Below are 23,358 nucleotides of genomic sequence, written 5' to 3' on the forward strand. Positions count from 1 at the left end.
GGTACTATAAGTGGGGTAATTTATCTGATAGGGGGAACATGTATGACACACCTACATATTACGACATGGGTGGTAGCGCTGATTCTGCTTTTCGTCAGCTACTCGCTGTATTCGTCAGGAAGTGCAAAAGGCGCAAAAATCACTCATATGATTCTGCGGTTATTCTATATCCTTATTATTTTGACAGGAGCTGAGCTGTTTGTCCGTTTTGCCAACTGGAACGGAGAATACGCCGGCAAAATGATTCTGGGCATTATCACCATCGGCCTGATGGAAATGCTCCTCATCCGCAAGAAAAAAGAAAAATCAACAGGAGGCCTGTGGATCGGCTTCGTCATTGTCCTTTTGCTGACAGTGCTGCTCGGTCTGCATTTGCCAATCGGTTTTCAATTGTTTTAATAGAAAAACCTATGAACCCGGCTCTTTGATAGAGTTGGGTTTTTTTATATTTATCCCCTTATATTCCAAATCATTTAAAATAACCTTAAAATTCCCTGTAAGCGGTATCTCGTCCTATGAAATTATGATACCTTCAAGGAGATTCATTATTTTGCAGGAGGGATAACATGAAACGCAGAAAATTCAGCTCGTTTGTGGCGGCAGTGCTTATTTTTGCACTGATTTTCAGCCTTTTTTCTCCGGGAACCAAAGCTGCAGCGGCCGGCGCGATCGATCAGGCGGCTGCTCTGGAAAACGGCAAAGAGCAGACAGGCGCCATGAAGGAGCCGGAACAGGTGAAATGGTACAAAGTGACCCCGGGAGCAACGGATATTCAGAAAAACTCACATATGGCACTGACCGTAAAGAGTGATTCAGTACTGAATGTATCTGTATATCCAAGTAAGGAAAAAGCGCTTAAAGATGAAACGTTTGAGATGTACCGTTCTTTCACAGCGGAGGATGGAAAAAGCGAAGTCATTTTTCCATACGCGTGGAGCGGCCCTTACTATGTAAAAGTTGAATACCTCGGAGAAGAAGAGCCAGAGGACGGCGGAACGGCAGAAGCAGCTACAGAAGCCAAGTATACGATCGGGTATAAAGGCACCAAAAAACAGCCGTCAGATTTAGAAGAGGAAGAAGCTTGTCCGGTTGAAATGAGTGTCGATCAGAAGAAATCAGGAAAAGGCATCCTGGATAAGTTGAGAGCGATTCGTGATGAGCAGCTGAGCCAAACAGCAGAAGGCAAAGAACTGACAAGCCTTTATTACAAGGCAGCACCGTTTATCGTTGCAAAGCTCGCACTCAATAAAACAGCAAGAAATGAAATCTATCGGGATCTTGTGACATTAAAGCCGTTATTTGACGATGTGTCAGAAAACGGAGCATCATCTTCGTATAAGGTCACTGAAAAGGATCAAAAAGCGATCAACCGGCTATATGATAAAGCTTTACAATCAGTCCCGTCATTCCTTAAAGAGGAGATAAAGAAACAAGCGGACCGACTAAATATGAAGCAGCTGCAAGGCAAAACAGCAGGAGCCATTTTAACAGAAAACAATATTGCAGCAAAAAGTGAAGTTCAGACAACAAAGGTTATTTTCAAGGTGAAGGACAATAAAAGCCTCTCATCCGTACATAATGAAATGAAGGGCTTTTCTGCAAGCGCGCAATCGAAAAAAGACATTTCTAATGTGAAAAAGGCAAAGAAACTGTTTGACAATCTATATTCATTTGAACTTCCGAAAGATGAGAAACAGAACGGCGCATATACGGCAAGCGCCAAAAGGGTCAAAAGCGCTGCTGCGACACTATCCAAGATGTCCAATGTAGAGTTTGCGGAACCCGTACAGGAATACAAAAGCCTGGCAAACGATATTCAGTACCCTTATCAATGGCCGCTTAAAAACAACGGTGAAAACGGCGGTGTCAAAAACGCGGATGTGAAATATGAGCCTGCCAACACATTGCTGTCCAAACGCAAGCTTAACGATACACTCATTGCAGTAGTAGACACAGGCGTAGACAGCACGCTTGCTGATTTAAAAGGAAAAGTAAGAACAGATCTCGGACACAATTTTGTCGGACGAAATAACAATGCAATGGATGATCAGGGGCATGGGACGCATGTCGCAGGCATTATTGCGGCCCAAAGCGATAACGGCTATTCAATGACAGGATTGAATGCCAAAGCAAAAATCATCCCTGTAAAAGTGCTTGATTCCGCAGGTTCCGGAGATACTGAACAAATTGCTCTCGGCATCAAATATGCTGCTGACAAAGGAGCAAAGGTGATTAATTTAAGTTTAGGCGGAGGCTACAGCCGCGTGCTTGAATTTGCTTTGAAGTACGCAGCTGACAAAAATGTCTTGATTGCCGCAGCCAGCGGGAATGATGGAGAAAATGCCTTATCTTATCCTGCATCTTCTAAATATGTGATGTCGGTCGGCGCAACGAACCGCATGGATATGACCGCTGATTTCTCTAACTATGGAAAAGGTCTGGACATCTCTGCTCCAGGGTCGGATATCCCGAGCTTAGTGCCGAACGGAAATGTCACGTACATGAGCGGAACGTCTATGGCGACGCCGTATGCTGCCGCTGCTGCAGGATTGCTGTTTGCTCAAAATCCTAAACTGAAAAGAACAGAAGTTGAGGATATGTTGAAAAAGACGGCAGATGATATTTCCTTTGAAAGTGTCGATGGCGGAAAAGAAGAGTTGTATGACGATTATGGCGATCCGATTGAAATTCCGAAGACACCTGGTGTAGACTGGCATTCAGGCTACGGGCGGCTGAATGTCATGAAGGCTGTCAGCGCAGCTGATTTACAACTTAAGGTCAACAAGCTGGAAAGCACTCAAACAGCTGTCAGAGGAAACGCGAAGGAAGGCACACTTATCGAGGTGATGAACGGCAAAAAGAAACTCGGCAGCGCCAAAGCCGGAAAAGACAATGCGTTCAAGGTTAATATCGCGACTCAAAAACAGGATCAAGTACTGTATGTGAAAGCAACAAAAGGCGATGCGAAAACATCGTATAAAGTTGTCGTCGTCAAAGGAAAACCTTCCGGCACACCGAAAGTAAACGCGGTGAAAACGAAGGATACGGCAGTAAAAGGGAAGGCAAACAGCAAAGCGATGATCAGAGTGAAAAACAAATCAAAGAAAGTCATTGCTTCTGCCAAAGCTGACGCAAAAGGAACGTTTTCGGTGAAAATCAAAAAACAAAAAGCCGGAACGGTGCTGTACGTCACGGCTGCGGATACAGATAAAAAAGAAAGCAAGGAAGCAAAAGTTGTTGTTGAAAAGTAACCAAAAAGCGGTGCTCGATGCACCGCTTTTTTATTTGCGCCCCCGTTGGACTGCTGAATACATAATGGATCGCTTTCCGTTTGAAGCCGTCCATTCAAAACGGTCTCCTGTCCCTTCGCTGCTGTAGTGATGCTGCATCGCGCATTGTGCGGTGTCATTTGAAAAGTGATAAAAGGACACACCCTGCCCCGCCGAAGTATTCGAAAAGACTCCTTTATTATAAGAAAAGACGCAATCGAATACCGATAAGCCGAAGCTGTGCAAGTGCTGTAGAAATGCGAGAAAGGTTTCGTCGTCAAGCGAATCCAAAAGCGCCATGAGCGGCCGCTTGACTGATTTCTCATAGCGGATGCGTTCTCCGCCGGAAAGGGAGATGTTTTCTGCCCCGCATGCCAAAACCAACTTGTCCTGAAAGCCGGCTTGCTCCCACTTTCCTTTATGATGGATCCAGATTGGGCTGTGTTGGAGACTGTCCGCCAGCAGTATATCGCCTTCACCGTTTTCGATTAAGCAGATGCCGTCTTCAATGAGGATGGTGCCGTATTCCCACTTTCGTTCCTCTGTATATAACAATTGTTTCCGTTTCATCCATGCTGTCTCCTTTTTCTTCATTCCTCTCTTTTCTTTCCAATTCAAGCCTGTCCCATACAACTCTTTTATGGACAAATCAACTATCTGCCTATAGATGCATAAACTTACTAAGGTGCTGAAAGAAACGAAATTGTTACGAAAGAAACGGGATTGGAGCTGATGTCACATGTGTGGAATTACGGGTTGGGTCGATTTTAAAAAGCAGCTCGTCCAGGAAAAACAAACGATGGACAGAATGACAGACACTCTTTCCAAACGAGGGCCTGATGATTCAAACGTTTGGGGGGAGCACCATGTTTTATTCGGACATAAAAGACTTGCGGTTGTTGATATTGAAGGCGGACGCCAGCCGATGGCGTGTACCTATAAAGGGGATACGTACACCATTATTTACAATGGCGAGCTTTATAACACGGAAGATTTGCGCAAAGAATTGCGGGCGCGGGGCCATCAATTCGAACGTACGTCAGATACCGAGGTACTTCTGCACAGCTACATCGAATGGCAGGAAGACTGTGTCGACCATCTCAATGGCATATTCGCTTTCGCTGTGTGGGATGAAAAGCGTAATCTGCTGTTTGCCGCGAGAGACCGTCTCGGCGTAAAGCCGTTTTTTTACACGAAGGAAGGCTCTTCATTTCTCTTCGGATCAGAAATTAAGGCAATCCTCGCGCACCCTGATATAAAAGCGCGAGTGGACAGAACGGGACTTTCTGAAATTTTCGGTCTTGGACCGTCCAGAACCCCGGGCACTGGCATATTTAAAGGCATAAAAGAAATCCGCCCGGCTCATGCGCTGACATTTTCCAAAGACGGACTTAATATTTGGCGTTATTGGAATGTTGAAAGCGAAAAACATACGGACAGTTTTGATGACACGGTTGCCAATGTCAGATCGTTATTTCAGGACGCGGTGACGCGGCAGCTTGTGTCGGATGTGCCGGTTTGCACATTCCTATCAGGCGGTCTGGACTCAAGCGCAATTACAGCGATTGCGGCGGGCCATTTTGAAAAGGAAGGAAAAGCACCGCTTCATACTTATTCGATTGATTACGAAGAGAACGATAAATATTTTCAAGCAAGCGCTTTTCAGCCGAATGATGACGGACCATGGATTGAAAAAATGACAGAGGCTTTCGGCACAACGCACCACAAATGCGTCATCAGCCAAAAAGATCTCGTTGATCATTTGGAGGAAGCTGTACTGGTCAAAGACTTGCCGGGAATGGCGGATGTCGACTCATCCCTGCTGTGGTTTTGCCGGGAAATCAAAAAGGACTTTGTCGTCAGCCTATCGGGAGAGTGCGCGGATGAGATTTTCGGCGGGTACCCGTGGTTCCATACGGCAGATGTTGAGTCTGGCTTTCCATGGATGAGATCAACGGAGGAGCGGATCAAGCTGCTTTCTGACTCATGGCAGAAAAAATTGAATCTGAAAGAATACGTAAATGCCAAATATGAAGAAACCTTGGCAGAAACGCCATTATTAGACGGAGAAACGGGTGTGGATAAAGCAAGAAGACAGCTGTTCTATTTAAATATGCTTTGGTTTATGACGAACCTTTTGGATCGGAAGGATCGCATGAGCATGGGGGCGAGCTTGGAAGTGCGGGTGCCGTTCGCCGATCACCGGCTTGTGGAATATGTTTGGAATATTCCGTGGGAAATGAAAATGCATGATAATCGGGAAAAAGGCATTTTGCGAAAAGCGCTTGAAGGCATTTTGCCTGATGACATTCTGTATCGCAAAAAAAGCCCGTATCCGAAAACACATCATCCGGAATATACAAAAGGCGTCAGCGAATGGCTGAAAACGATCAGAAGCCAAAAGGACTCCGTGCTCCATACCTTGCTGGACAGAAAACAATTAGATCAGCTTTTAGAAACGGAAGGCTCCTCCTTCAAGGTGCCGTGGTTCGGGCAGCTCATGAAGGGGCCTCAGCTGATCGCCCATCTTGCTCAAATTCATACATGGTTTGAAGCGTATCGCATTGATATTGATGAAGGATAAAGAAAAAGCCGATTCTGCTCAAAGGAATCGGCTTTTTCTTCATATACAATTGCGAGAAAACATAATAGACTTGAAGAAGCAGTGATACATAGGAGTGAAAAGAAATGAAAGAGATAAAAGAAGCCTATCAGCAATGCGGCCAGATCGTCAGCGCCCGCGAACCAGCCTGTTACAAAGCATTTTGGCTTCTACCGCTGAAGCAAAGGCAGGCAGCATGGGCTGTTATGGCGTTTTGCCATACGGCAGCCAATGCGGATGAGAAGGCGTTATCTGCCATTGAAGCTGAGGCGGAAGATGTTTTTTCCGGTACGTATAACGGGAATCATTTTTTGTGGAAGGCTTTCGGCCATGCGTACCAAACCTTTACACTGGACAGCGAGCCATTCCGTGAGTTCATTGCCACACAGAAAGCGGAAGATAAACCGTTTGGAAACCTTGATGAATTGCTCATGCACGCATACCAGACAGGCGGCGCAGCAGGATTGATGCTGCTCCCGATTATGGCGCGCCGGCATCAGAACCAGCTGACACATGCAGCTGGTTCTCTCGGTTTAGCGATTCAGCTGATTCGGATTCTGAGAGATTTCGGCACTGGCCAACAGCAAAAAAGCCGTATCCCTCGGGAAGTGATGCAGCAATTTGGATATACAGAGGACGACCTTCAAAAGGGCGTCGTGAATAAGGCGTTCACAATGACGTGGGAGTATATCGCTTTTGAAGCAGAAGCCTACCTTGAAGAGTGTCAGGATGCCTTGCCGCTATTTCCGCAGTATTCTCAAAAAACGGTGAAAGCCGCTCTTCATTTGTACCGGGCTGTTTTAGAAAAAATCCGGGCGAAGCAGCACGATGTATTTCAACATCACTTCGCTCTCACAGAGACCGAAGTGAAGCAGATTCTGTCTGATATCTAAAAAACACCCGGGCTTGATTGAGCCGGGTGTTACGCCATACCTTTTTGAATCCAGATACGTGAGCGCCATCTTCTGTACATTAAGATTCCCCGGACCCATTCATCCGCGATAAAAGAAATCCAAATGCCGGCAAGACCGAAACCGAGGTGGATGCCGAAAAGATAAGCAAGCGGGAGGCCGATGCCCCACATTGAAATCATTGCCATGTAAACCGGGAATTTCGCATCCCCCGCGGCCCGCAGAGAGTTAATGATAATGACATTAAACGAGCGGCCTGGTTCAAGGATAATGGTCATGGCAATCAATAGGCTTGCAGTTGCTATAATGTCAGGGCTTTGTGTGAAGAGTCCGATCAGGTCTTTTGAAAAGATCGTCATCAAAACAGAGGTAGCCGCAGCAATTCCGAGTGCCCAATATAAGCTCTTCATGCAGCGCTCATAAGCGGCATCAAATTGTTTGCCGCCGATATAACGGCCGATTAAGATTTGTGTACCCTGGCTGATCGCAGTGCCGAACAGCAAAATAAACATCGTAATATTTTGCGTATACACTTTTGTTGTCAACGCCTGCGCGCCCATGATGGCGATAAAATACGTGACAATCATTTGCGAAAGGTTGTATGAAAGCTGCTCTCCCGCAGAAGGAATGCCGATTTTCAGCAGCTTGCGCAAATGCTCTTTATGCATATGAAAGACTTTTTTCAGCGACATCTTCAGCTGAATGCGTTTGTTGACAATCACAATCATCGCGATTAATCCGATGACGCGGGCGATAGATGTGGACATGGCCACACCGGCAACGCCGAGAACAGGAAAGCCGAACAAACCGAAGATCACAACAAAGTTTCCGGCAATGTTTAAAATGTTCATGCCGATAGTGACAAACATTGTATCTTTTGTGTAGCCGTAGCTTTTTAAGATCGCGCTGAATGTCATGATTAAAGCCTGAATAAAGGACAGACCTCCGACAACTTGTAAAAAGACTTTCGCATCAGGCATCAGTGCGTTTGATAATCCCATCATATGAAGCAGAGGGACAGCCGCAAAAAAGACGACGGCGCTGATGGCCAGGCTGATGAAGAAGTTGGCGCCGATTGACACATAAGCGACTTCCATGGCTTCTTTCTTTTGCCGTGAGCCTAGAAATTGTGAAATGATAACGGTCGTTCCTGTTGCGATAAAGCTGAACATCACGATAATTAAATTTAAAATCTGGTTGCTGACGCCGACTGCTGCCACGCTGTTATCCGAGTATTGGCTGAGCATCAGTGTATCGGCATTACCCATAAACATATATAATGAGACCTCAATAAAGATCGGCCAAGTAAGCGAAAATAATGAGAACGTTTTGTCAGCGGGTTTTTTCAAAGCAGTTGATTTGAAGACAGCTTGTTTCATAGTGTCTAACCCCTTTCGTAAATAAAATCAACGTTTTAAAGTGTACCTCCATTTCCTTATAATAAAAAGGGATAGAAACGATACTTCTTGTAAAAATCCGACTTAAAAAGGAGGATGATTCAAATGCCTCGCATCCTGTTTACAGTCCCGCCTTTTCCGGTATTTATCGCAGCTGGGGAAGGGGTTTTTAAAAAAGGAGAAACCCATGTGAAACGTGTATTCTCCGTGTTTGATCTGATATATGTCAAACAGGGAACGTTATATATAACGGAAAATGAAACATCGTTTTCTGTTGAAGGCGGCGAGTACATCTTGCTTTCTCCCGGTCTTGAACACTACGGGACGAAGGGCAGTGATGAAGCAACCTCCTACTATTGGCTTCACTTCGATGAACATCGATATGAATTTACGGCAAAGGGAGGCAGCAACTGGTCTGAGCTTCAGCAGGAAAAAGGGAGCTTCGAAGAGCCGGCCCGCTACGGATTGGCCTTGCCGAGAAAAGGCAAGGTGCAGCGCCCGCAGTTTATGGCGCAGCAGTTTGAAAAGCTGATCGATTACTCCGCGGAAAACTCTGATTTGCCGCTCAGAAAGCAAATCTTATTTGAGGAGCTGATGCTGCATCTTCAAAAAGAAGCGTTCCAAATACCGTCTGCGAAAGAGCGGGTAGCCTGGGAGGCGGCCCGGTACTTACAGGAGCACTATAAGGAAAAGACGACAATCAAGGATCTGTCGCTCGCCCTTCACTATCATCAGGATTATGTGAGCCGCTGCATGCAGCAGGTGCTCGGCGTAACTCCGGCACAATACACGAACCGGGTGAGAATGACAGAGGCGAAGCGTCTTTTATCCTCTACAAATGATAAAATGGGCGTTATTGCGGAAACGGTCGGAATGGAAGATCCGACATACTTTTCAAAACTCTTTAAGCAGATAGAAGGCATTTCACCAATTGAATACCGGAAAATTGTCAGCCGGAAAGTTCAATAACCAGACGAGGGATGAACATGAAAACAACAATTTACGATGTGGCAAAGGCGGCGGGTGTCTCGATCACAACTGTGTCGCGTGTGATTAACAAGACGGGGAGAATCAGCGACAAAACACGGCAGAAGGTCATGAATGTCATGAATGAAATGGCATACACGCCCAATGTCCACGCCGCGGCGTTAACGGGAAAACGAACGAATATGATAGCTCTCGTGGCGCCTGATATTTCAAATCCGTTTTACGGCGAACTGGCCAAAAGCATTGAGGAAAGAGCGGATGAGCTCGGTTTTCAAATGTTGATTTGCAGCACCGATTACGATCCGAAAAAAGAAACAAAATATTTTTCTGTGCTGAAACAGAAAAAGGTGGATGGCATTATTTTTGCAACAGGGATTGAAAGCCATGACAGTATGTCTGCTTTGGAGGAGATCGCCAGTGAACAGATTCCGATTGCCATGATTTCTCAGGATAAGCCGCTTCTTCCGATGGATATTGTTGTGATAGATGACGTTCGTGGCGGATATGAGGCTGCCAAGCATCTTCTGTCACTCGGCCATACGAACATCGCCTGCATTATCGGAGACGGTTCAACGACAGGCGAAAAAAATAGAATCAAAGGCTTCCGTCAGGCGATGGAGGAAGCGGGCGTGCCCATTGATGAATCACTTATCATCCAGACGCGGTTTTCCTTGGAAAGCGGCAAGGAAGAAGCGGGAAAATTGCTCGACAGGAACGTTCCGACTGCTATTTTTGCCTTCAACGACGTATTGGCCTGTGCCGCCATACAAGCTGCGAGAATAAGAGGCATAAAAGTGCCGGATGATCTTTCTATCATTGGTTTTGATAATACGATACTCGCAGAAATGGCGGCTCCGCCCCTGACAACCGTAGCCCAGCCGATAAAAGAGATGGGACGGAGCGTCATCGAACTGCTGGCAGAAGCAATAGAGGGAAAACGAAAGGCGAAACAAAAAATAGTGCTCCCGCCTGAGCTTGTAGTCAGACATTCTACATCACCGCTCAACACATGAACCCGCTAATGAGCGGGTTTTTTCATTATGACAGTTGAAGCCAAAAAAACATATTGCGTGTAAACCAAAGGCAGTGTAAAATGAAATCATCTTTTGAGAAAGCGCTTGCGCAAAATGGTAGAGCGGATAGAACCGCTGTTTTTTTAGCGGTTAAGAGAAAGCGCTTTCTCAAAGCGAGCCTGAAATGAGTTAAAGGAGAGGATGGGACGTGGAACATCAAGTAAGGTGCGCTGTATTAGGATTAGGAAGGCTCGGTTATGATCATGCGAAAAATCTTGTCACCAGTGTACCGGGAGCAAAGCTGGTTAGTGTCAGTGATCCGTTAAAAGGGAGAGCGGAGCAGGTTGCCAGAGAATTCGGTATCGAAAAATGGTCAGAGGACCCGTATGAAGTGTTAGAAGATCCCGGCATTGACGCTGTCATTATTGTAACGCCGACAAGCACACATGGTGATATGATCATCAAAGCAGCCGAGAACGGCAAACAGATCTTCGTTGAAAAACCGCTGACATTAAGCCTTGAGGAATCAAGAGCAGTTTCTGAAAAAGTGAAAGAGACAGGTGTCATCTGCCAAGTCGGCTTTATGAGACGATTCGATCCAGCATACGCAGATGCCAAACGGCGGATCGACGCTGGAGAAATCGGCAAACCTATCTATTATAAAGGCTTTACGCGCGACCAAGGCGCGCCTCCCGCAGAATTTATCAAACACAGCGGTGGAATTTTTATTGACTGTTCCATCCATGACTATGATATGGCCCGTTATTTGCTAGGGGCGGAAATCACTTCTGTTTCAGGACACGGCAGGATTCTGAACAATCCGTTCATGGAGCAGTATGGCGATGTGGATCAGGCGATGACGTATATTGAATTTGACTCCGGCGCAGCGGGGGACGTCGAGGCAAGCAGAACCTCTCCATACGGACATGACATCCGGGCGGAGATTATCGGGACAGAGGGCAGTATTTTCATAGGGACATTGAGAAATCAACATGTGACCATCCTATCGGCTAAAGGGAGCAGTTTTGATATCATTCCAGACTTTCAAACTCGTTTTCATGAAGCCTACTGCTTAGAGCTTCAGCATTTCGCCGAGTGTGTCCGGAATGGAAAAACACCGATTGTGACAGATATTGATGCGACAATCAATTTAGAAGTGGGCATCGCCGCAACCAATTCCTTTCGAAGCGGCAGGCCGGTACAGCTAGATGTGAAGCGTGCTTATACCGGTATGTAAAAGCTAGTATGTTTCATTTGAGGCTTTCCGCAAAAAAAAGCAAGGACATTTTAGCCCTTGCTTTCTCTTTTCTCATATAAATAGTACATATAATCAGTAGGTACGCCAGAATGGCCCAGCTGTCTCAGCATGGCGGTTACGTTCCCTCTGTGGTAAGTGCCGTGATTGACGACATGCAGGATGGTGTCTGCATAGGTTGATTCCAGTGTACCTAGTTTCGGATGCTGCATTGTGAAGGTCTGTTCTAAGTCCGTCTGGCGGCTGAAGAAATCATGATACTGTGACTCCAGCTCGGCAGCGTGCTGTTTAATCGCTGCCATATTACCTTGCGCGGACTCTAATTTGCCTGCGCTGTCTATAATCTCTTGGTAGGCCACTCCCGAAAGAACATTCAGCCAAATGTAGTCAGCCCTGCACATATGAAGCAGCACGTCGCTGACAGAAGGAAATACGCTCTTTACTTCTTGATAGGCAGTTTCCTCCGGCAGGTTTTCGATATGGTTAAATATTTTCTTGTTTGCCCAAGAATGATAGTCATAAAACTGTTTTGCATCAGTCATCAGCATGCCCCCTTTTCTAAGAAATTCGTTGTTTTCATCTGTTTCTCCTTCAATTGCAAAAGAGTGACACCCCAAAATATCCTGCCGCTGCCCACATTACCGCTGCAGAGCATTTGTTTACGATCAGCATAAGCCTGCCGCTCGTATCTATCGTCTGAAACAGCCGGCCCGCTATTGCAAGGCTGATAAACCAAATCCAAGACACAGCGATGCAAGCGGCCATAAAGAGCCATTTCTCAAGCCCCGAATATTGAAGAGAGCTCGTGCCGATGACGCCGATCGTGTCCAGAATGGCATGCGGGTTTAAAAGAGAAACAGCGGCCGCAAACGCAGCTTGCTTTTTTGGTGTGAACGTATGTTTCTCATTTTGGCTTGTGTTCGGACGGCTGTTCCAAGTCACCCAGCCCATATAGAGCAAAAATAAAAATCCGCCGGCCATCATGACTGTCTCAAACACAGGCAGCTCCTGCACAATGACAGATACGCCCGCAACGGCTAATACGATTAACAGGGTATCGCAGACTGAAGCACTGATGACAGCTGGGAGAGCCCGCCAAATATGCTTTTGCCACGCGCCTTGCTGAAAAATAAACACATTCTGCACTCCCAGCGGCAAAATTAAGCCAAACGCGAGCACAATTCCGTGAATGATTGTATTCATGCTGAAAAAGCTCCCTTCACATTTTTTTTCAATCATAAGAGAGATTGTCACTAAAGTCTCCAGCCATTTGGTTGGGTTAGGAACCAGCCAAATGTATAATGTGTAAAAAAGGGGGGCATGACCTTGTCGCAATGGCAGCCAAGCCGAAAGTCGGATGTTCCGCTGCATCGGCAGATCGAACAATATATGAAAGACAAGATTCTTCACGGAGAGTGGGCTGTAGGGACGAAAATCCCCTCACAGAGAACGCTGGCCGACATGTTTCAAGTCAACCGCAGCACAGTCACAGCAGCCATAGATGAACTCACGTCTCAAGGCTTGTTAGAGGGAAGAAGAGGCGGCGGTACGAAGGTTGTAAACAGTACTTGGAGCGTGCTGGCGGCTGAGCCTCCGCTTGATTGGAGCGATTACGTCCGTTCAGGCATTCATCGCGCCAATTCTTCCATCATTCAAGCTATTAATCAGAACGAACCAAGAGCGGATATCATCAGATTAGGAACTGGAGAACTTTCACCGGATCTTGTGCCTGCTGACACAATTGGACGGATGTTTCAGCAAATCAATCCGGGCGCCCTGTCTTTAGGATATGAGCAGCCGAAAGGAAACCGTCAGCTGCGGGAGGCAGTGGCCGACCATTTAAAAGGAAAGAAGATTCATGTGTCACCGTCTGCAATTTTAATTGTGTCCGGTGCACTTCAGGCACTTCAGCTCATCTCAATTGGACTTTTAAAACGAGATTCTGTCATTTTGACGGAGAAGCCGTCCTACCTTCAATCCTTGCATGTATTTCAATCAGCTGGGATGCGGCTTCGCGGCTTGCCGATGGATGATGAAGGGGTCAAAGCGGGGCTTGTTTCTTCTAATCGAAAACAATATGGAGGACAGCTGCTTTACACGATTCCGTCGTTTCATAATCCGACAGGCACAGTCATGTCAGAGCAGCGAAGGAAAGAGATCATCAGCCTGTCAAAAAAAGAGCAGCTGCCCATCATTGAGGATGATGCGTACGGTGATTTATGGTTTGAAGAAAAACCGCCGCAGCCGTTGAAAGCAAGGGATCATGAGGGCAATATTCTGTATCTGGGCACGTTTTCAAAAACGGTTAGCCCCGGTCTGCGAATCGGCTGGCTTGCCGGTCCGGAGCCGGTTATTGAAAGGCTGGCGGACATTAAAATGCAGACAGACTACGGATCAAGCGGCCTGTCCCAGTGGGCGGCTGCCGAGTGGCTGTCACAGGGATATTATGAAGAGCATCTGACTTGGGTACGCAGGATGCTCAAACAAAGGAGAGACGCCGCCGTTCATTTTCTCGAGCGGTATGCCGGGGACATTGCCACGTGGCGGATTCCCGCAGGCGGCTTTTATATTTGGGTGACATTTCACAAAAACCTGCCTGTCAGCCGTTTCTTTTATGGATTGCTGAAACGGCAGGTGCTTATGAATCCCGGCTACATTTATGACGGTGAAGACCGAAACAGCATCAGGCTGTCATATTCCTATGCATCTCTTGGAGATTTGGAAACTGGCATTAAAGCGGCAGCCGAAACAGCACGCCGCCTGATGATGTCCTAGGCTTTGGTTATACGATGACAGCTCCCAGTGCCCTGGCGAAGGCAATCGCATGCTCAGGTGCGATTTTGCAGCCTTTCAATTTGTCGAGGGAGACATGAAGCTGTTCAAAACGGCACGTGCTGATGTCCATGTTCTGAAGGGACGTGCCGGTAAAGTTGGCGCCTTCCAATTCGCACCTGTCAAAGTGTGTCTGCTGGAGCACCGTATTGCTGCATTCACTTTGCATAAGAGCACAGTGATCAAATCGAACTTGTCTCATATTTGAGTACGAAAATGAGCTGAAATGTCCGTGGCATTCCTCGAATGAAACATTCCGCAGCGTTGCTTCCGCCACATTCATTCCAACCATTTTTGACTGCTTAACAGAAGTTCTGTGAATGACAGCCCCGCTGAAATCGGCGTTTGATAAATCGCATTTTTCAAAGATCACATCGGTCAGTTCAATATGCCGAAAAGACACATCGATAAAGACGACATTTCTGAATACCGTTTTTTCCACACAAAGTCTTTCGATATCTTCGCCGCAGATTGTACAATCTTCAAACAAATGCATGCTGATTACATCATCCTGCGTCACGGCATCATGAAAATCTGCGGTTTGCAGGTTTTCCGGTATGTTCGGTTTTTGAATTGCGATTTTATTCATGTGATGACATCCTTTGCTGCCCGAAAAACAGAGGCTTCCGGGTTCAATTTAATAGATCGTTAAGGAAATTGATACATATAGTAAATCGTGAAGAGCCTTTTCTTGGTACAGCAGCCCGCTTGTTTTGTAAGCATAAATGGAAAGCTTCCTATACGTCAAGGCGTTTACAGGCCGGGAAAGCCAAAGGGAACAGGAGGAATGCGGAATGGGGCATTACGTCAAAACCGAGGAGCATGTGACACTGTTTGTAGAGGATATCGGACATGGAAGGCCGATCATCTTTTTGCACGGGTGGCCGTTGAATCATAGGATGTTTGAATATCAAATGAATGAGCTTCCGAAAAGGGGATTTCGTTTTATCGGCGTTGATTTACGGGGATATGGGCAATCTGACCGCCCTTGGGAAGGCTACGATTATGACACGATGGCTGATGATGTGAAGGCAGTCATTTATACGCTGCAGCTTGAGAATGCGATTCTTGCCGGTTTTTCGATGGGCGGCGCCATTGCAATCCGTTATATGGCAAGGCATGAAGGAGCCGATATTGATAAGCTGATTTTACTGTCTGCAGCGGCACCCGCATTTACAAAACGCCCGGGTTATCCGTACGGGATGAGGAAGCAGGATATTGACGATATGATTGAATTGTTCAAAGCTGATCGGCCCAAAACACTGGCTGATTTAGGGAAACAGTTTTTTGAGAAAAAAGTGTCTCCAGATTTTAGACAGTGGTTTCTCAATCTGATGCTGGAGGCTTCCTCCTACGGGACGATCCATTCGGGCATCGCATTAAGAGACGAAGATCTCAGAAAGGAACTTGCTGCAATCAAGGAGCCGACGCTGATCCTGCACGGGAGAAAGGATAGAATTGCGCCGTTTGATTTTGCGAAAGAATTGAAGCGCGGCATCAAACAGTCGGAATTGGTTCCGTTTGCAAACAGCGGGCACGGAGCATTTTATGAGGAAAAAGAGAAGATCAACAGTTTGATTGCGCAGTTCTCCAACTCATAAGAAAAAACCCGACATTGATCGGGTTTTTTATATAATACCTCTGTTTTGCAGTGCGTTAATGATGAGATCAGCTCCATCGGAAATAGAGGTCTGGTTTGACTCAATGATGAAATCGGGTGAAAGCGGCGCTTCATACGGAGAATCGATCCCGGTGAAATGTTTGATCTCTCCGTTTCGCGCTTTTTTGTAAAGCCCTTTTGGATCGCGCTGTTCACAAACATGCAGCGGGCACTTCACATAAATTTCGAAGAACTCACCTTTAGGAAAGAGTGCTCTAACCATGTCCCGATCCTCTCTGAATGGAGAAATAAAAGCCGTTAAAATCATTTGCCCGCTGTCGACAAACAGCTTCGCCACTTCTCCGATCCGGCGGATGTTTTCAATCCTGTCACCAGTCTGAAATCCAAGATCTTTGTTTAAGCCGTGGCGGATATTATCACCATCAAGCACATAGCTTTGAATGCCCTTGCGGTAAAGTTTTTCATCGACTGCATTGGCCAGCACCGATTTTCCGGAGCCGGACAAACCTGTAAACCAGAGGACGCAGCTTTTGTGTCCGTTTAAGGACTGTCTGTCAGACTTTGAGATGGCAGCGGGATGCCAAATGATGTTCGGATTGTGTGTCATTGCAATTCCCCGCTGTTTTGCTTGATGGCAACAGGCTGTTGGTGAAGTCCCTTGATCAGCACGGCTGCGACCTCAGGCCGGCTGAATTCTTTAGGCGGCTTTTTGCCTTGGCGGAGAAGCTCTCTCACTTTTGTGCCTGATAAGTGGATGTGGTCTCTTGAGCTGTGCGGACATGTTTTGGAGGTGCCCATGTTTCCGCATTTTCGGCAATAAAAGCTGTGCTCAAAAAACAGCGGCTTGATGCCCAGCTCTTCCTCTGTGAATGATTGAAAAATATTTTGGGCGTCGTATGTTCCATAGTAGCTGCCGACACCCGCGTGATCACGGCCTACAATAAAATGAGTGCAGCCGTAATTTTTTCGGACGAGCGCATGGAAAATCGCTTCCCGCGGACCTGCATAACGCATGGCGGCAGGGAAAACCGATAACATGACACGATCCTTTGGATAATAGTGATTAAGCAAAGCCTGGTAGCTCTCCATTCTGATATCGCTGGGGATATCGTCTGACTTTGTTTCTCCGACAAGCGGGTGAAGCAGCAGACCGTCGACCGTTTCTAACGCTGTTTTTTGAATATATTCATGCGCTCTGTGAACAGGGTTCCTGGTTTGAAAGCCGACAATCGTTTTCCAGCCGAGTTTTTCAAAGGCCGCTCTTGTTTCTGCGGGCGTTGCATAAAACTGTTCGAAAGATTTGTCAGGCAGGCGGCTGACCGTGATAGGCCCTCCGATATAGTAATCCGGGCGAGCCAGCAATTTTTTTATGCCTGGGTGGGCAGGATCGTTTGTTTTAAAAACAGACAGTGCTTCTTGTGTTTTATCAGGCTGGTATATATCGGTGACTGTGATCATGCCGTAGGTAACACCGTCTTTCACAAGCTTGACGTGATCTCCGGCAGACAGCTGTTTTGCTGTTTTTTCTCCGACAGGCAGCGTAATCGGCAGGCTCCACGGCAAGCCGTTTGCCAGCCTCATCTCTTTCACAACGGAATGATAATCTTTTTCTCCCAAAAAACCTGTTAACGGGCTGTATCCGCCGATCGCGATAAGCTCCAGATCGCTCAGTGCAAGCTGATCCAGCTCTGCTTGGCACGCGCACCCTTCAAAATGGCATGCGGGATCACAGCGGTTGATTAATACCCCTCCGTGGGGCTCGTTTCCATTCAACGTGTTCAACCTCCATTTATACGTTTCCTTGTTTTCTTTTCTGCACTTAATGAAAGTTTGACATCAGCGCCTTAACATCATTTCGATTCTCACAGCAAGAACCTGCCATCCGCTATTCCTGATGCAGGCCGCATTCTGTTTTCTCCCGTCCGGCCCATCTTCCAGCCCTCTCATCGTTCGGGTCCGAGGAAGGCAATGTACACATTTCACAGCCTATGCTCGGATAATGTTGATCGTGCAGTTTGTTATAAGGCAAATTGTGCAGGCGGATGTACGTCCAAACGTCATCCCATGTCCAGTGGATGAGCGGGCAAATTTTGATGAGCTCAAACTTCTGGTCCAGGTTTACGTATTGAATATGCTTTCTCGTTGGTGACTGCTCCCGGCGCAGTCCTGAAATCCAAGCTGTCATGCCGGACAGGTGCTTTTTGAGCGGTTCGATTTTCCGCAATTGGCAGCAGAGGTTCGGGTTATGCTTCCACAGCTCTCCACCGTACTTCGTCCCCTGTTCTGTTAAGCTCAGCTCGGGTTCGAGCATCTGGATTGCAAATCCCGGATATCGCTCTTTGACGGTCTCGATCAGCTCATATGTTTCCTGAAAATGAAGCCCGGTATCCAAAAAGATGATGTGCGCGTTTTTGTTGATTTTTGATATTAAGTCGAGAAGCACCATTCCTTCTGCGCCAAAGCTGCATGCGTACACAATCTTTTCTCCGTACGTTCGGTAAGCCCATTTCAACACATCAAGCTCATCGATCAATTGATCCGTTATCTGTTTGGACAGCATGTCGTTCCATGTGTCATATGTGATGGTTTCGTTCAATGTTTTCCCCCCGTTTGCATTTGCTTTTTTTATCTATTGATCGAGTTATAGGCAGACTATTCATTTTTTGCATAAAGGTTCAGGGTTTTTAGGTGCCGCGCCCGCCTAAGATGAGGTGCGGAACCATTAAGAGCCCGGCTGAATATGCTTTTTAGCAAAATGGTTTTATGCCCAAGGAGAGGTAGTATGCCGATTGCCATTTATCAGGGGCATCATCATTCGCTTGCCCCGGCTGATATTAACATCATCATTGATGTCATCAGAGCCTTTACGGTCGCCCATTATGCGTTTATCGGCGGGGCGAAAGAGATTTTGTTGGTCCGGACAGCTGATGAAGCCTTTGTGCTGAAAGACACCTATCCGGATTATGTTTTGACGGGAGAGGAAAAGGGGGTCGGTATCAGCGGATTTGATTTAGATAATTCTCCAAAACGCATGGCTGGGCAGGATATGGCGGATAAGCGCCTGATCCAGAAAACAACAAACGGCGTCACAGCGGCATTGGGGGCGCTGAACGCAAAGCACCTGTTCGTAACTGGATTTTCCAATGCCAAAACAACGGCAGAGCATGTGAAAAAGCTGGCCGCAAATGATTGTGTCATGAACATTGTGGCTTCCCACCCATCAGGTGATGACGATATGGCGTGTGCGGAGTATATCAAAGGCATCATTGAAGGGACAAATGCGGTAACGGCTGAGGAGGCGATTGAAAGAATAAAACGCTCTTCTGTTGCGGAGAAATTTTTTGACAGCCGCCAGCCATTGTTTGATTCGGAAGACATCGTTTACTGTACAAAAGAACTGACGGGCGATTTCGTGATGAAAGTGAAACAGGATGGAGAAGTTCCAACGATAGAGAGGGTCATAATATGAATGATTTTTCACTAGAATTGCCAGTGAGAACAAACAAGCCGAGAGAAACCGGGCAGTCCATCTTAATTGATAACGGCTATCCCTTGCAATTTTTCAAAGATGTCATAGCCGGAGCGTCCGACTATATTGATTTTGTGAAATTCGGCTGGGGCACATCATTACTTACGAAAGATCTTGAAGAAAAAATCAGCACACTGAAAGAACATGACATTACATTTTTCTTTGGCGGCACACTGTTTGAGAAGTACGTAAGCCAGAAAAAAGTGAATGAATTTCATCGGTACTGCACCTATTTCGGCTGTGAATATATTGAGATTTCAAACGGTACGCTCCCGATGACAAATAAAGAGAAAGCGGCTTACATTGCCGATTTTTCTGATGAATTTCTTGTGCTCAGTGAGGTGGGCAGCAAGGATGAGGAATTAGCAAGCCGGCAAAGCTCTGAGGAATGGCTTGAATATATCGTTGAGGATATGGAAGCGGGCGCGGAAAAAGTGATTACAGAAGCCAGAGAAAGCGGAACGGGAGGGATCTGTTCCAGCAGCGGCGATGTCAGGTTTCAAATTGTTGACGACATCATTTCCTCGGATATTGATATCAACAGGCTGATTTTTGAAGCGCCTAACAAAACGCTTCAGCAAGGGTTTATTCAAAAAATCGGGCCGAATGTGAATCTGGCCAATATTCCATTTCATGATGCCATCGCGTTGGAAACGCTGCGTTTAGGGCTAAGATCTGATACCTTTTTTCTGTAAAGCAGCGGCTGCGGGGCTCTCGTCGTGAAGAGAGCCTCTGCCTATTATTTTTTATGGCGGTACATAGGCGTGAGATAGGGAAGTGAGGTCAGACGGATGTTGTAGATGAAGTCGATGACTCTTGTCGATATCACTTGGCATATCAGGGCTTGAATGACGATGCCCCAGTCAATAATAGACGCGGTGACCATAAAAATGATGCAATTCATGATGAGCAGGATCGTTCCAGGATTCCCGCCGCGGTAGATAGAAATCATCAGAGCAAGGGCTCCGAATCCTCCGTTCGAAATTTTATATTTGTATAAAAGTCCGATGCCGAGTCCCAATAACACTGCGCCGCTTGCCAGATCAAGCCACAGATTAGATGTGATATCCGGAAAAACCGCATCAAAGATCAATACCGAGACAGAGGTGACGGTGATAGAAGCAAGGGTGCCGGTGAATGTTCTCATCTCCAGCCATTTTAAAGCGGTAAAAAGCATTGATACATTCACAGCCCACACTGAAAACCCGTGGGGGATTTGAAACAGATAATGCAATAGCACCGCAATACCTGCTGCACCGCCTGTCGGAATATCATGCGGAAATAAAAACAAGGACATGCCGAGTCCCTGTAGTACGCCGCCTACGACAATCATAAACGTAAGTTTTGCTTTCATCAGCAGTTCAGCCATTAAGTCATTTGCTCCTTTATGAAAAGACTTGTCCGCTGTTTTCATTTTATGAGGCTGTCCATGATTTATGTCTCAAAATAAAGAAATGGCCCAGCTTAATATGCTGAGCCATCCCACTTGTAGCGATTGACGATCTCCATATTGATCTCTGTTCCAATGCCTTTTCCTTTCGGGATGTGGACCATTCCTTTTGAAGGCTGCAGGCTGACGAGATCTGTAAAAGGATTCTCCATGACGTCCCACTCGATCGGTTCAATGTGATCGTTCTTCATTTTAGACCATGGGGGCAGACAGGCTTGTGCAAATAAAGCATAGAGCCGTGAGAGCGATCCGTCATATGCATGGGCGGATGCTCTGACGCCAAAATAACGCGCGAGCTGGAGGCAGTCCCGAAACTCATCAATTCCGTTGACATGCATGACATCGGGCTGAATGATATCCAAACAGCGCTGTGAAAGGAGAGGCACAAATTGCGCCGGGCCTTTCATGTTTTCTCCGCCGGCAACAGGAACAGACAAACGGCTTCGAAGCATAGCGTAATCCTGCGGCTGATCAAAGGGTAAAGGCTCCTCAAGCCAGCCAATGTTCGTCCATTCGGAGAAATAGCGCTCCCATTTAAAAGCTGCAGCGGCATCGTAGCTTTGGTTTGCGTCCAGAATCATCGTAATGGAGCTGCCTGCTGTATGCTGCAGCGCATTGATGTGCCGGACATCCTCTTTGAATGAAGTCCCGCCAATTTTGACTTTGATTTGCTCAAAACCTTTTTTCAACTGGGCTTCAACATTGGAGACTGAGCGGCTGATCCATTGCGGGGAGTCTGAGTACGATTGAAAAGACGCGTACACAGGAATCTCCTCTCTGTATCCCCCGCCCCATAATTCGCATACCGAACAATCCGCAGCTTTGGCTGCAATCTCTGTCAGCGCCATGCTTACAGCGGAGGCCGCCCGCTGGTGCCATTTTTGAATCGTGCGCACTAATGACAGGCGGCTGCCAGCCTGTTTTCCTAATAGAAACGGGATGATCCGCTTCGTAAAACCGACATGGAGAGCAGGGAGCCAATCAACGCATTCTCCCCAGCCGTCTATCCCGCTTTCGGTGATAATCCTGATGAGATAACAAGTCCGATATCGTTTAAACCCATTAGCATCTCCATATGGCTTTTCTAATCGGTGAAATAGCGGAAAGGTTTCAATCCGTACAATTTTCACACTGGGTGCTACCTTTCCTCAGCGGGCTGGAGCCGATTTCCAGCCATTTTAGGGTCTTCTTTTTCTTTTGTTTCTTCATTGTTTTGCTTCACATGGATGAGCATCATCACAAGAATCCCGACAACGAGAGTCAATCCCGCAATGCTTAAAAACATGCCGGGTCTGGACCATTGCATCAGGCGGCCGAAAATCGGAGGACCGATCGCTACCCCTAAGAAACGTACAGAGCCGTACAGCGAGGTGACAAATCCCCGTCTTTCCTTGCCGACAGCCCCGGTAATAAAACTGTTCACACAAGGAAGGACAAGACCTGAGCCTATACTGCTCAGTACAAGAACACTGATAAAAAGGACAAGATTTTCAATGAATGACAGTGCCGCGTAGGATACGGTCATGAACGCCAATCCAAGTACGATCAGCTTTTTCATTAACGATTGCTTTTGCCCGATTTTGCTTCCTGTTGTATAAGACGTCACACACATAACCAAAAGCGGAATCGCTAAAATTAAGCCTTTTTTCACGCCGTCGGTGTCGTATGTTTTTTCAAGAACATCTGAGAGATAAAACAGGATGCCGAATAAAGTAAACAAACAGGTCGCACCTGCTAAATAAGCGGTAAACAGCCATCTGCCTTCATGTTTAAAGACACTTAACAGCCCTTTTGCATATTTTCCGATTGGTGGCGGTTCTTTTTCCTTTTTCTTTTCTTTAATAAAAATCCAAGTCAGTACGATCGAAATGATACAAAACACAGGAAAGGCAAAAAACGCGCCATACCAGACAAGCAGGGCGATCAGCGAGCCAATGATCGGTGAAAGCACTTTCCCCATGCCGTTTGAAGCTTCAACAAGGCCGAGCACCTTGCTCTCCTGGGCGCCTTTAAACAGATCTCCCGTCAGTGCCATGGCAATTGGGCCGGTTCCGGCTGCCCCGATTCCCTGAAGCGCACGTCCTGCCATGACCCAAGGAAAGGCATTATCAAAAAAACCTGCCGCAAACCCGGCTAACAAACCGCCGGCACCATACAAAATTAAGCAGGGAATAATGATGACTTTCCTTGAGAATCGGTCTGCGAGATAACCGACAATCGGAATCGCAAATGCTGCAATCAAGGAAAATACTGTGATCACGAGACTGACTTGAAATTGTGATAAATGAAGTTCAGATTTCATTTTTGGCAAAATCGGAATAAGCATCGAGTTTCCTAGGGTTAATATTAAAGGGATTGAACCGATTGCTACAATCGTCATTCCGTTATTTTGTTTTGATGATTCCATCTCAGAGCACACTCCTTTTCTTCTGCTTAGAATGTCCCTGATGGCTTCGTTTATTCAGCGATCAGACAGCAAAAAACCGAACAGA

Annotated in this window: 21 protein-coding genes and 1 pseudogene; 11 read left to right on the forward strand and 11 right to left on the reverse strand. The window is 46.6% G+C overall.

The window, feature by feature from the left end:
• Window positions 1-42 precede the first annotated feature (42 nt).
• Complete coding sequence (locus AC0OMA_RS06045; RefSeq protein WP_014479397.1) at window positions 43-399, forward strand: YisL family protein; 357 nt, start codon at window positions 43-45, stop codon at window positions 397-399.
• A gap of 167 nt (window positions 400-566) precedes the next feature.
• A complete protein-coding gene (wprA, locus tag AC0OMA_RS06050; protein ID WP_474221973.1) occupies window positions 567-3,251 on the forward strand; it encodes a cell wall-associated protease WprA in 2,685 nt (894 codons plus the stop codon).
• 30 nt (window positions 3,252-3,281) lie between these two features.
• Here the strand turns inward: wprA and AC0OMA_RS06055 are convergent, their stop codons facing one another.
• Window positions 3,282-3,863, reverse strand: coding sequence for a DUF2777 domain-containing protein (locus AC0OMA_RS06055; RefSeq protein WP_072692655.1), 582 nt, complete (start codon window positions 3,861-3,863; stop codon window positions 3,282-3,284).
• 145 nt (window positions 3,864-4,008) lie between these two features.
• Here AC0OMA_RS06055 and asnB point away from each other — a divergent pair, with 145 nt between their 5' ends.
• Window positions 4,009-5,853 (forward strand): asparagine synthase (glutamine-hydrolyzing), encoded by a 1,845-nt coding sequence (asnB, locus tag AC0OMA_RS06060; protein ID WP_015383301.1) that lies wholly within the window; start codon window positions 4,009-4,011, stop codon window positions 5,851-5,853.
• 81 nt (window positions 5,854-5,934) lie between these two features.
• A pseudogene (locus AC0OMA_RS06065) lies at window positions 5,935-6,764 on the forward strand (phytoene/squalene synthase family protein).
• A gap of 29 nt (window positions 6,765-6,793) precedes the next feature.
• Here AC0OMA_RS06065 and AC0OMA_RS06070 read toward each other — a convergent pair.
• Window positions 6,794-8,161: an MATE family efflux transporter gene (locus tag AC0OMA_RS06070; RefSeq protein ID WP_014476390.1), complete on the reverse strand. Its 1,368-nt coding sequence runs from the start codon at window positions 8,159-8,161 to the stop codon at window positions 6,794-6,796.
• Between the two features lie 123 nt (window positions 8,162-8,284).
• Between AC0OMA_RS06070 and AC0OMA_RS06075 the strand changes: the two genes are divergently transcribed.
• From AC0OMA_RS06075 to iolX, 3 genes are all read left to right on the forward strand, one after another.
• Window positions 8,285-9,148, forward strand: a complete 864-nt coding sequence (locus AC0OMA_RS06075) for an AraC family transcriptional regulator (protein WP_003245539.1) — start codon at window positions 8,285-8,287, stop codon at window positions 9,146-9,148.
• Window positions 9,149-9,165: 17 nt separating this feature from the next.
• Entirely contained in the window at window positions 9,166-10,179 is a 1,014-nt protein-coding gene (gene degA, locus AC0OMA_RS06080) for a transcriptional regulator DegA (RefSeq protein WP_474221974.1), read from the forward strand.
• Between the two features lie 208 nt (window positions 10,180-10,387).
• Window positions 10,388-11,416: a scyllo-inositol 2-dehydrogenase gene (gene iolX / locus AC0OMA_RS06085; RefSeq protein WP_474221975.1), complete on the forward strand. Its 1,029-nt coding sequence runs from the start codon at window positions 10,388-10,390 to the stop codon at window positions 11,414-11,416.
• 50 nt (window positions 11,417-11,466) lie between these two features.
• Here iolX and AC0OMA_RS06090 read toward each other — a convergent pair whose 3' ends face one another.
• Window positions 11,467-11,976 (reverse strand): DinB family protein, encoded by a 510-nt coding sequence (locus tag AC0OMA_RS06090; protein WP_047182401.1) that lies wholly within the window; start codon window positions 11,974-11,976, stop codon window positions 11,467-11,469.
• A 49-nt stretch (window positions 11,977-12,025) separates the two neighbouring features.
• Window positions 12,026-12,688 (reverse strand): LysE family transporter, encoded by a 663-nt coding sequence (locus AC0OMA_RS06095; RefSeq protein ID WP_100506205.1) that lies wholly within the window; start codon window positions 12,686-12,688, stop codon window positions 12,026-12,028.
• Window positions 12,689-12,754: 66 nt separating this feature from the next.
• Between AC0OMA_RS06095 and AC0OMA_RS06100 the strand changes: the two genes are divergently transcribed.
• The gene (locus tag AC0OMA_RS06100; protein WP_100506204.1) at window positions 12,755-14,209 is read left to right on the forward strand and encodes an aminotransferase-like domain-containing protein; all 1,455 of its coding nucleotides are present in this window, start codon (window positions 12,755-12,757) and stop codon (window positions 14,207-14,209) included.
• Between the two features lie 7 nt (window positions 14,210-14,216).
• Here AC0OMA_RS06100 and AC0OMA_RS06105 read toward each other — a convergent pair whose 3' ends face one another.
• Window positions 14,217-14,855: a pentapeptide repeat-containing protein gene (locus AC0OMA_RS06105; protein ID WP_474221976.1), complete on the reverse strand. Its 639-nt coding sequence runs from the start codon at window positions 14,853-14,855 to the stop codon at window positions 14,217-14,219.
• Between the two features lie 205 nt (window positions 14,856-15,060).
• Here AC0OMA_RS06105 and AC0OMA_RS06110 point away from each other — a divergent pair, with 205 nt between their 5' ends.
• Complete coding sequence (locus tag AC0OMA_RS06110) at window positions 15,061-15,867, forward strand: alpha/beta fold hydrolase (protein ID WP_367147918.1); 807 nt, start codon at window positions 15,061-15,063, stop codon at window positions 15,865-15,867.
• 27 nt (window positions 15,868-15,894) lie between these two features.
• Here the strand turns inward: AC0OMA_RS06110 and cysC are convergent, their stop codons facing one another.
• The 3 genes from cysC to AC0OMA_RS06125 form a co-directional block, all read right to left on the reverse strand.
• Complete coding sequence (cysC, locus tag AC0OMA_RS06115; RefSeq protein WP_309529725.1) at window positions 15,895-16,494, reverse strand: adenylyl-sulfate kinase; 600 nt, start codon at window positions 16,492-16,494, stop codon at window positions 15,895-15,897.
• Window positions 16,491-17,660, reverse strand: coding sequence for a sulfate adenylyltransferase (sat, locus tag AC0OMA_RS06120; protein ID WP_367147917.1), 1,170 nt, complete (start codon window positions 17,658-17,660; stop codon window positions 16,491-16,493). The genes cysC and sat overlap by 4 nt, the downstream gene beginning before the upstream one ends.
• A gap of 112 nt (window positions 17,661-17,772) precedes the next feature.
• On the reverse strand, window positions 17,773-18,483 hold the full coding sequence (locus AC0OMA_RS06125) for a phosphoadenylyl-sulfate reductase (protein WP_080467289.1): 711 nt from the start codon (window positions 18,481-18,483) through the stop codon (window positions 17,773-17,775).
• Window positions 18,484-18,669: 186 nt separating this feature from the next.
• Between AC0OMA_RS06125 and AC0OMA_RS06130 the strand changes: the two genes are divergently transcribed.
• Window positions 18,670-19,356: a 2-phosphosulfolactate phosphatase gene (locus AC0OMA_RS06130; protein WP_063335023.1), complete on the forward strand. Its 687-nt coding sequence runs from the start codon at window positions 18,670-18,672 to the stop codon at window positions 19,354-19,356.
• Window positions 19,353-20,111 carry a phosphosulfolactate synthase gene (locus AC0OMA_RS06135; protein ID WP_327830557.1) on the forward strand — a complete coding sequence of 253 codons (759 nt, stop codon included), beginning with the start codon at window positions 19,353-19,355 and terminating at the stop codon, window positions 20,109-20,111. The genes AC0OMA_RS06130 and AC0OMA_RS06135 overlap by 4 nt, the downstream gene beginning before the upstream one ends.
• A gap of 44 nt (window positions 20,112-20,155) precedes the next feature.
• On the opposite strand, the gene AC0OMA_RS06140 is transcribed toward AC0OMA_RS06135, so the two are convergent.
• From AC0OMA_RS06140 to AC0OMA_RS06150, 3 genes are all read right to left on the reverse strand, one after another.
• A complete protein-coding gene (locus tag AC0OMA_RS06140; protein WP_009966972.1) occupies window positions 20,156-20,785 on the reverse strand; it encodes a YitT family protein in 630 nt (209 codons plus the stop codon).
• Between the two features lie 95 nt (window positions 20,786-20,880).
• Window positions 20,881-21,996, reverse strand: a complete 1,116-nt coding sequence (locus AC0OMA_RS06145; RefSeq protein ID WP_327830558.1) for a mandelate racemase/muconate lactonizing enzyme family protein — start codon at window positions 21,994-21,996, stop codon at window positions 20,881-20,883.
• A gap of 8 nt (window positions 21,997-22,004) precedes the next feature.
• Entirely contained in the window at window positions 22,005-23,273 is a 1,269-nt protein-coding gene (locus AC0OMA_RS06150; protein WP_047182410.1) for an MFS transporter, read from the reverse strand.
• Window positions 23,274-23,358: the final 85 nt, after the last annotated feature.

Source organism: Bacillus sp. AMCV2, from assembly GCF_056033925.1.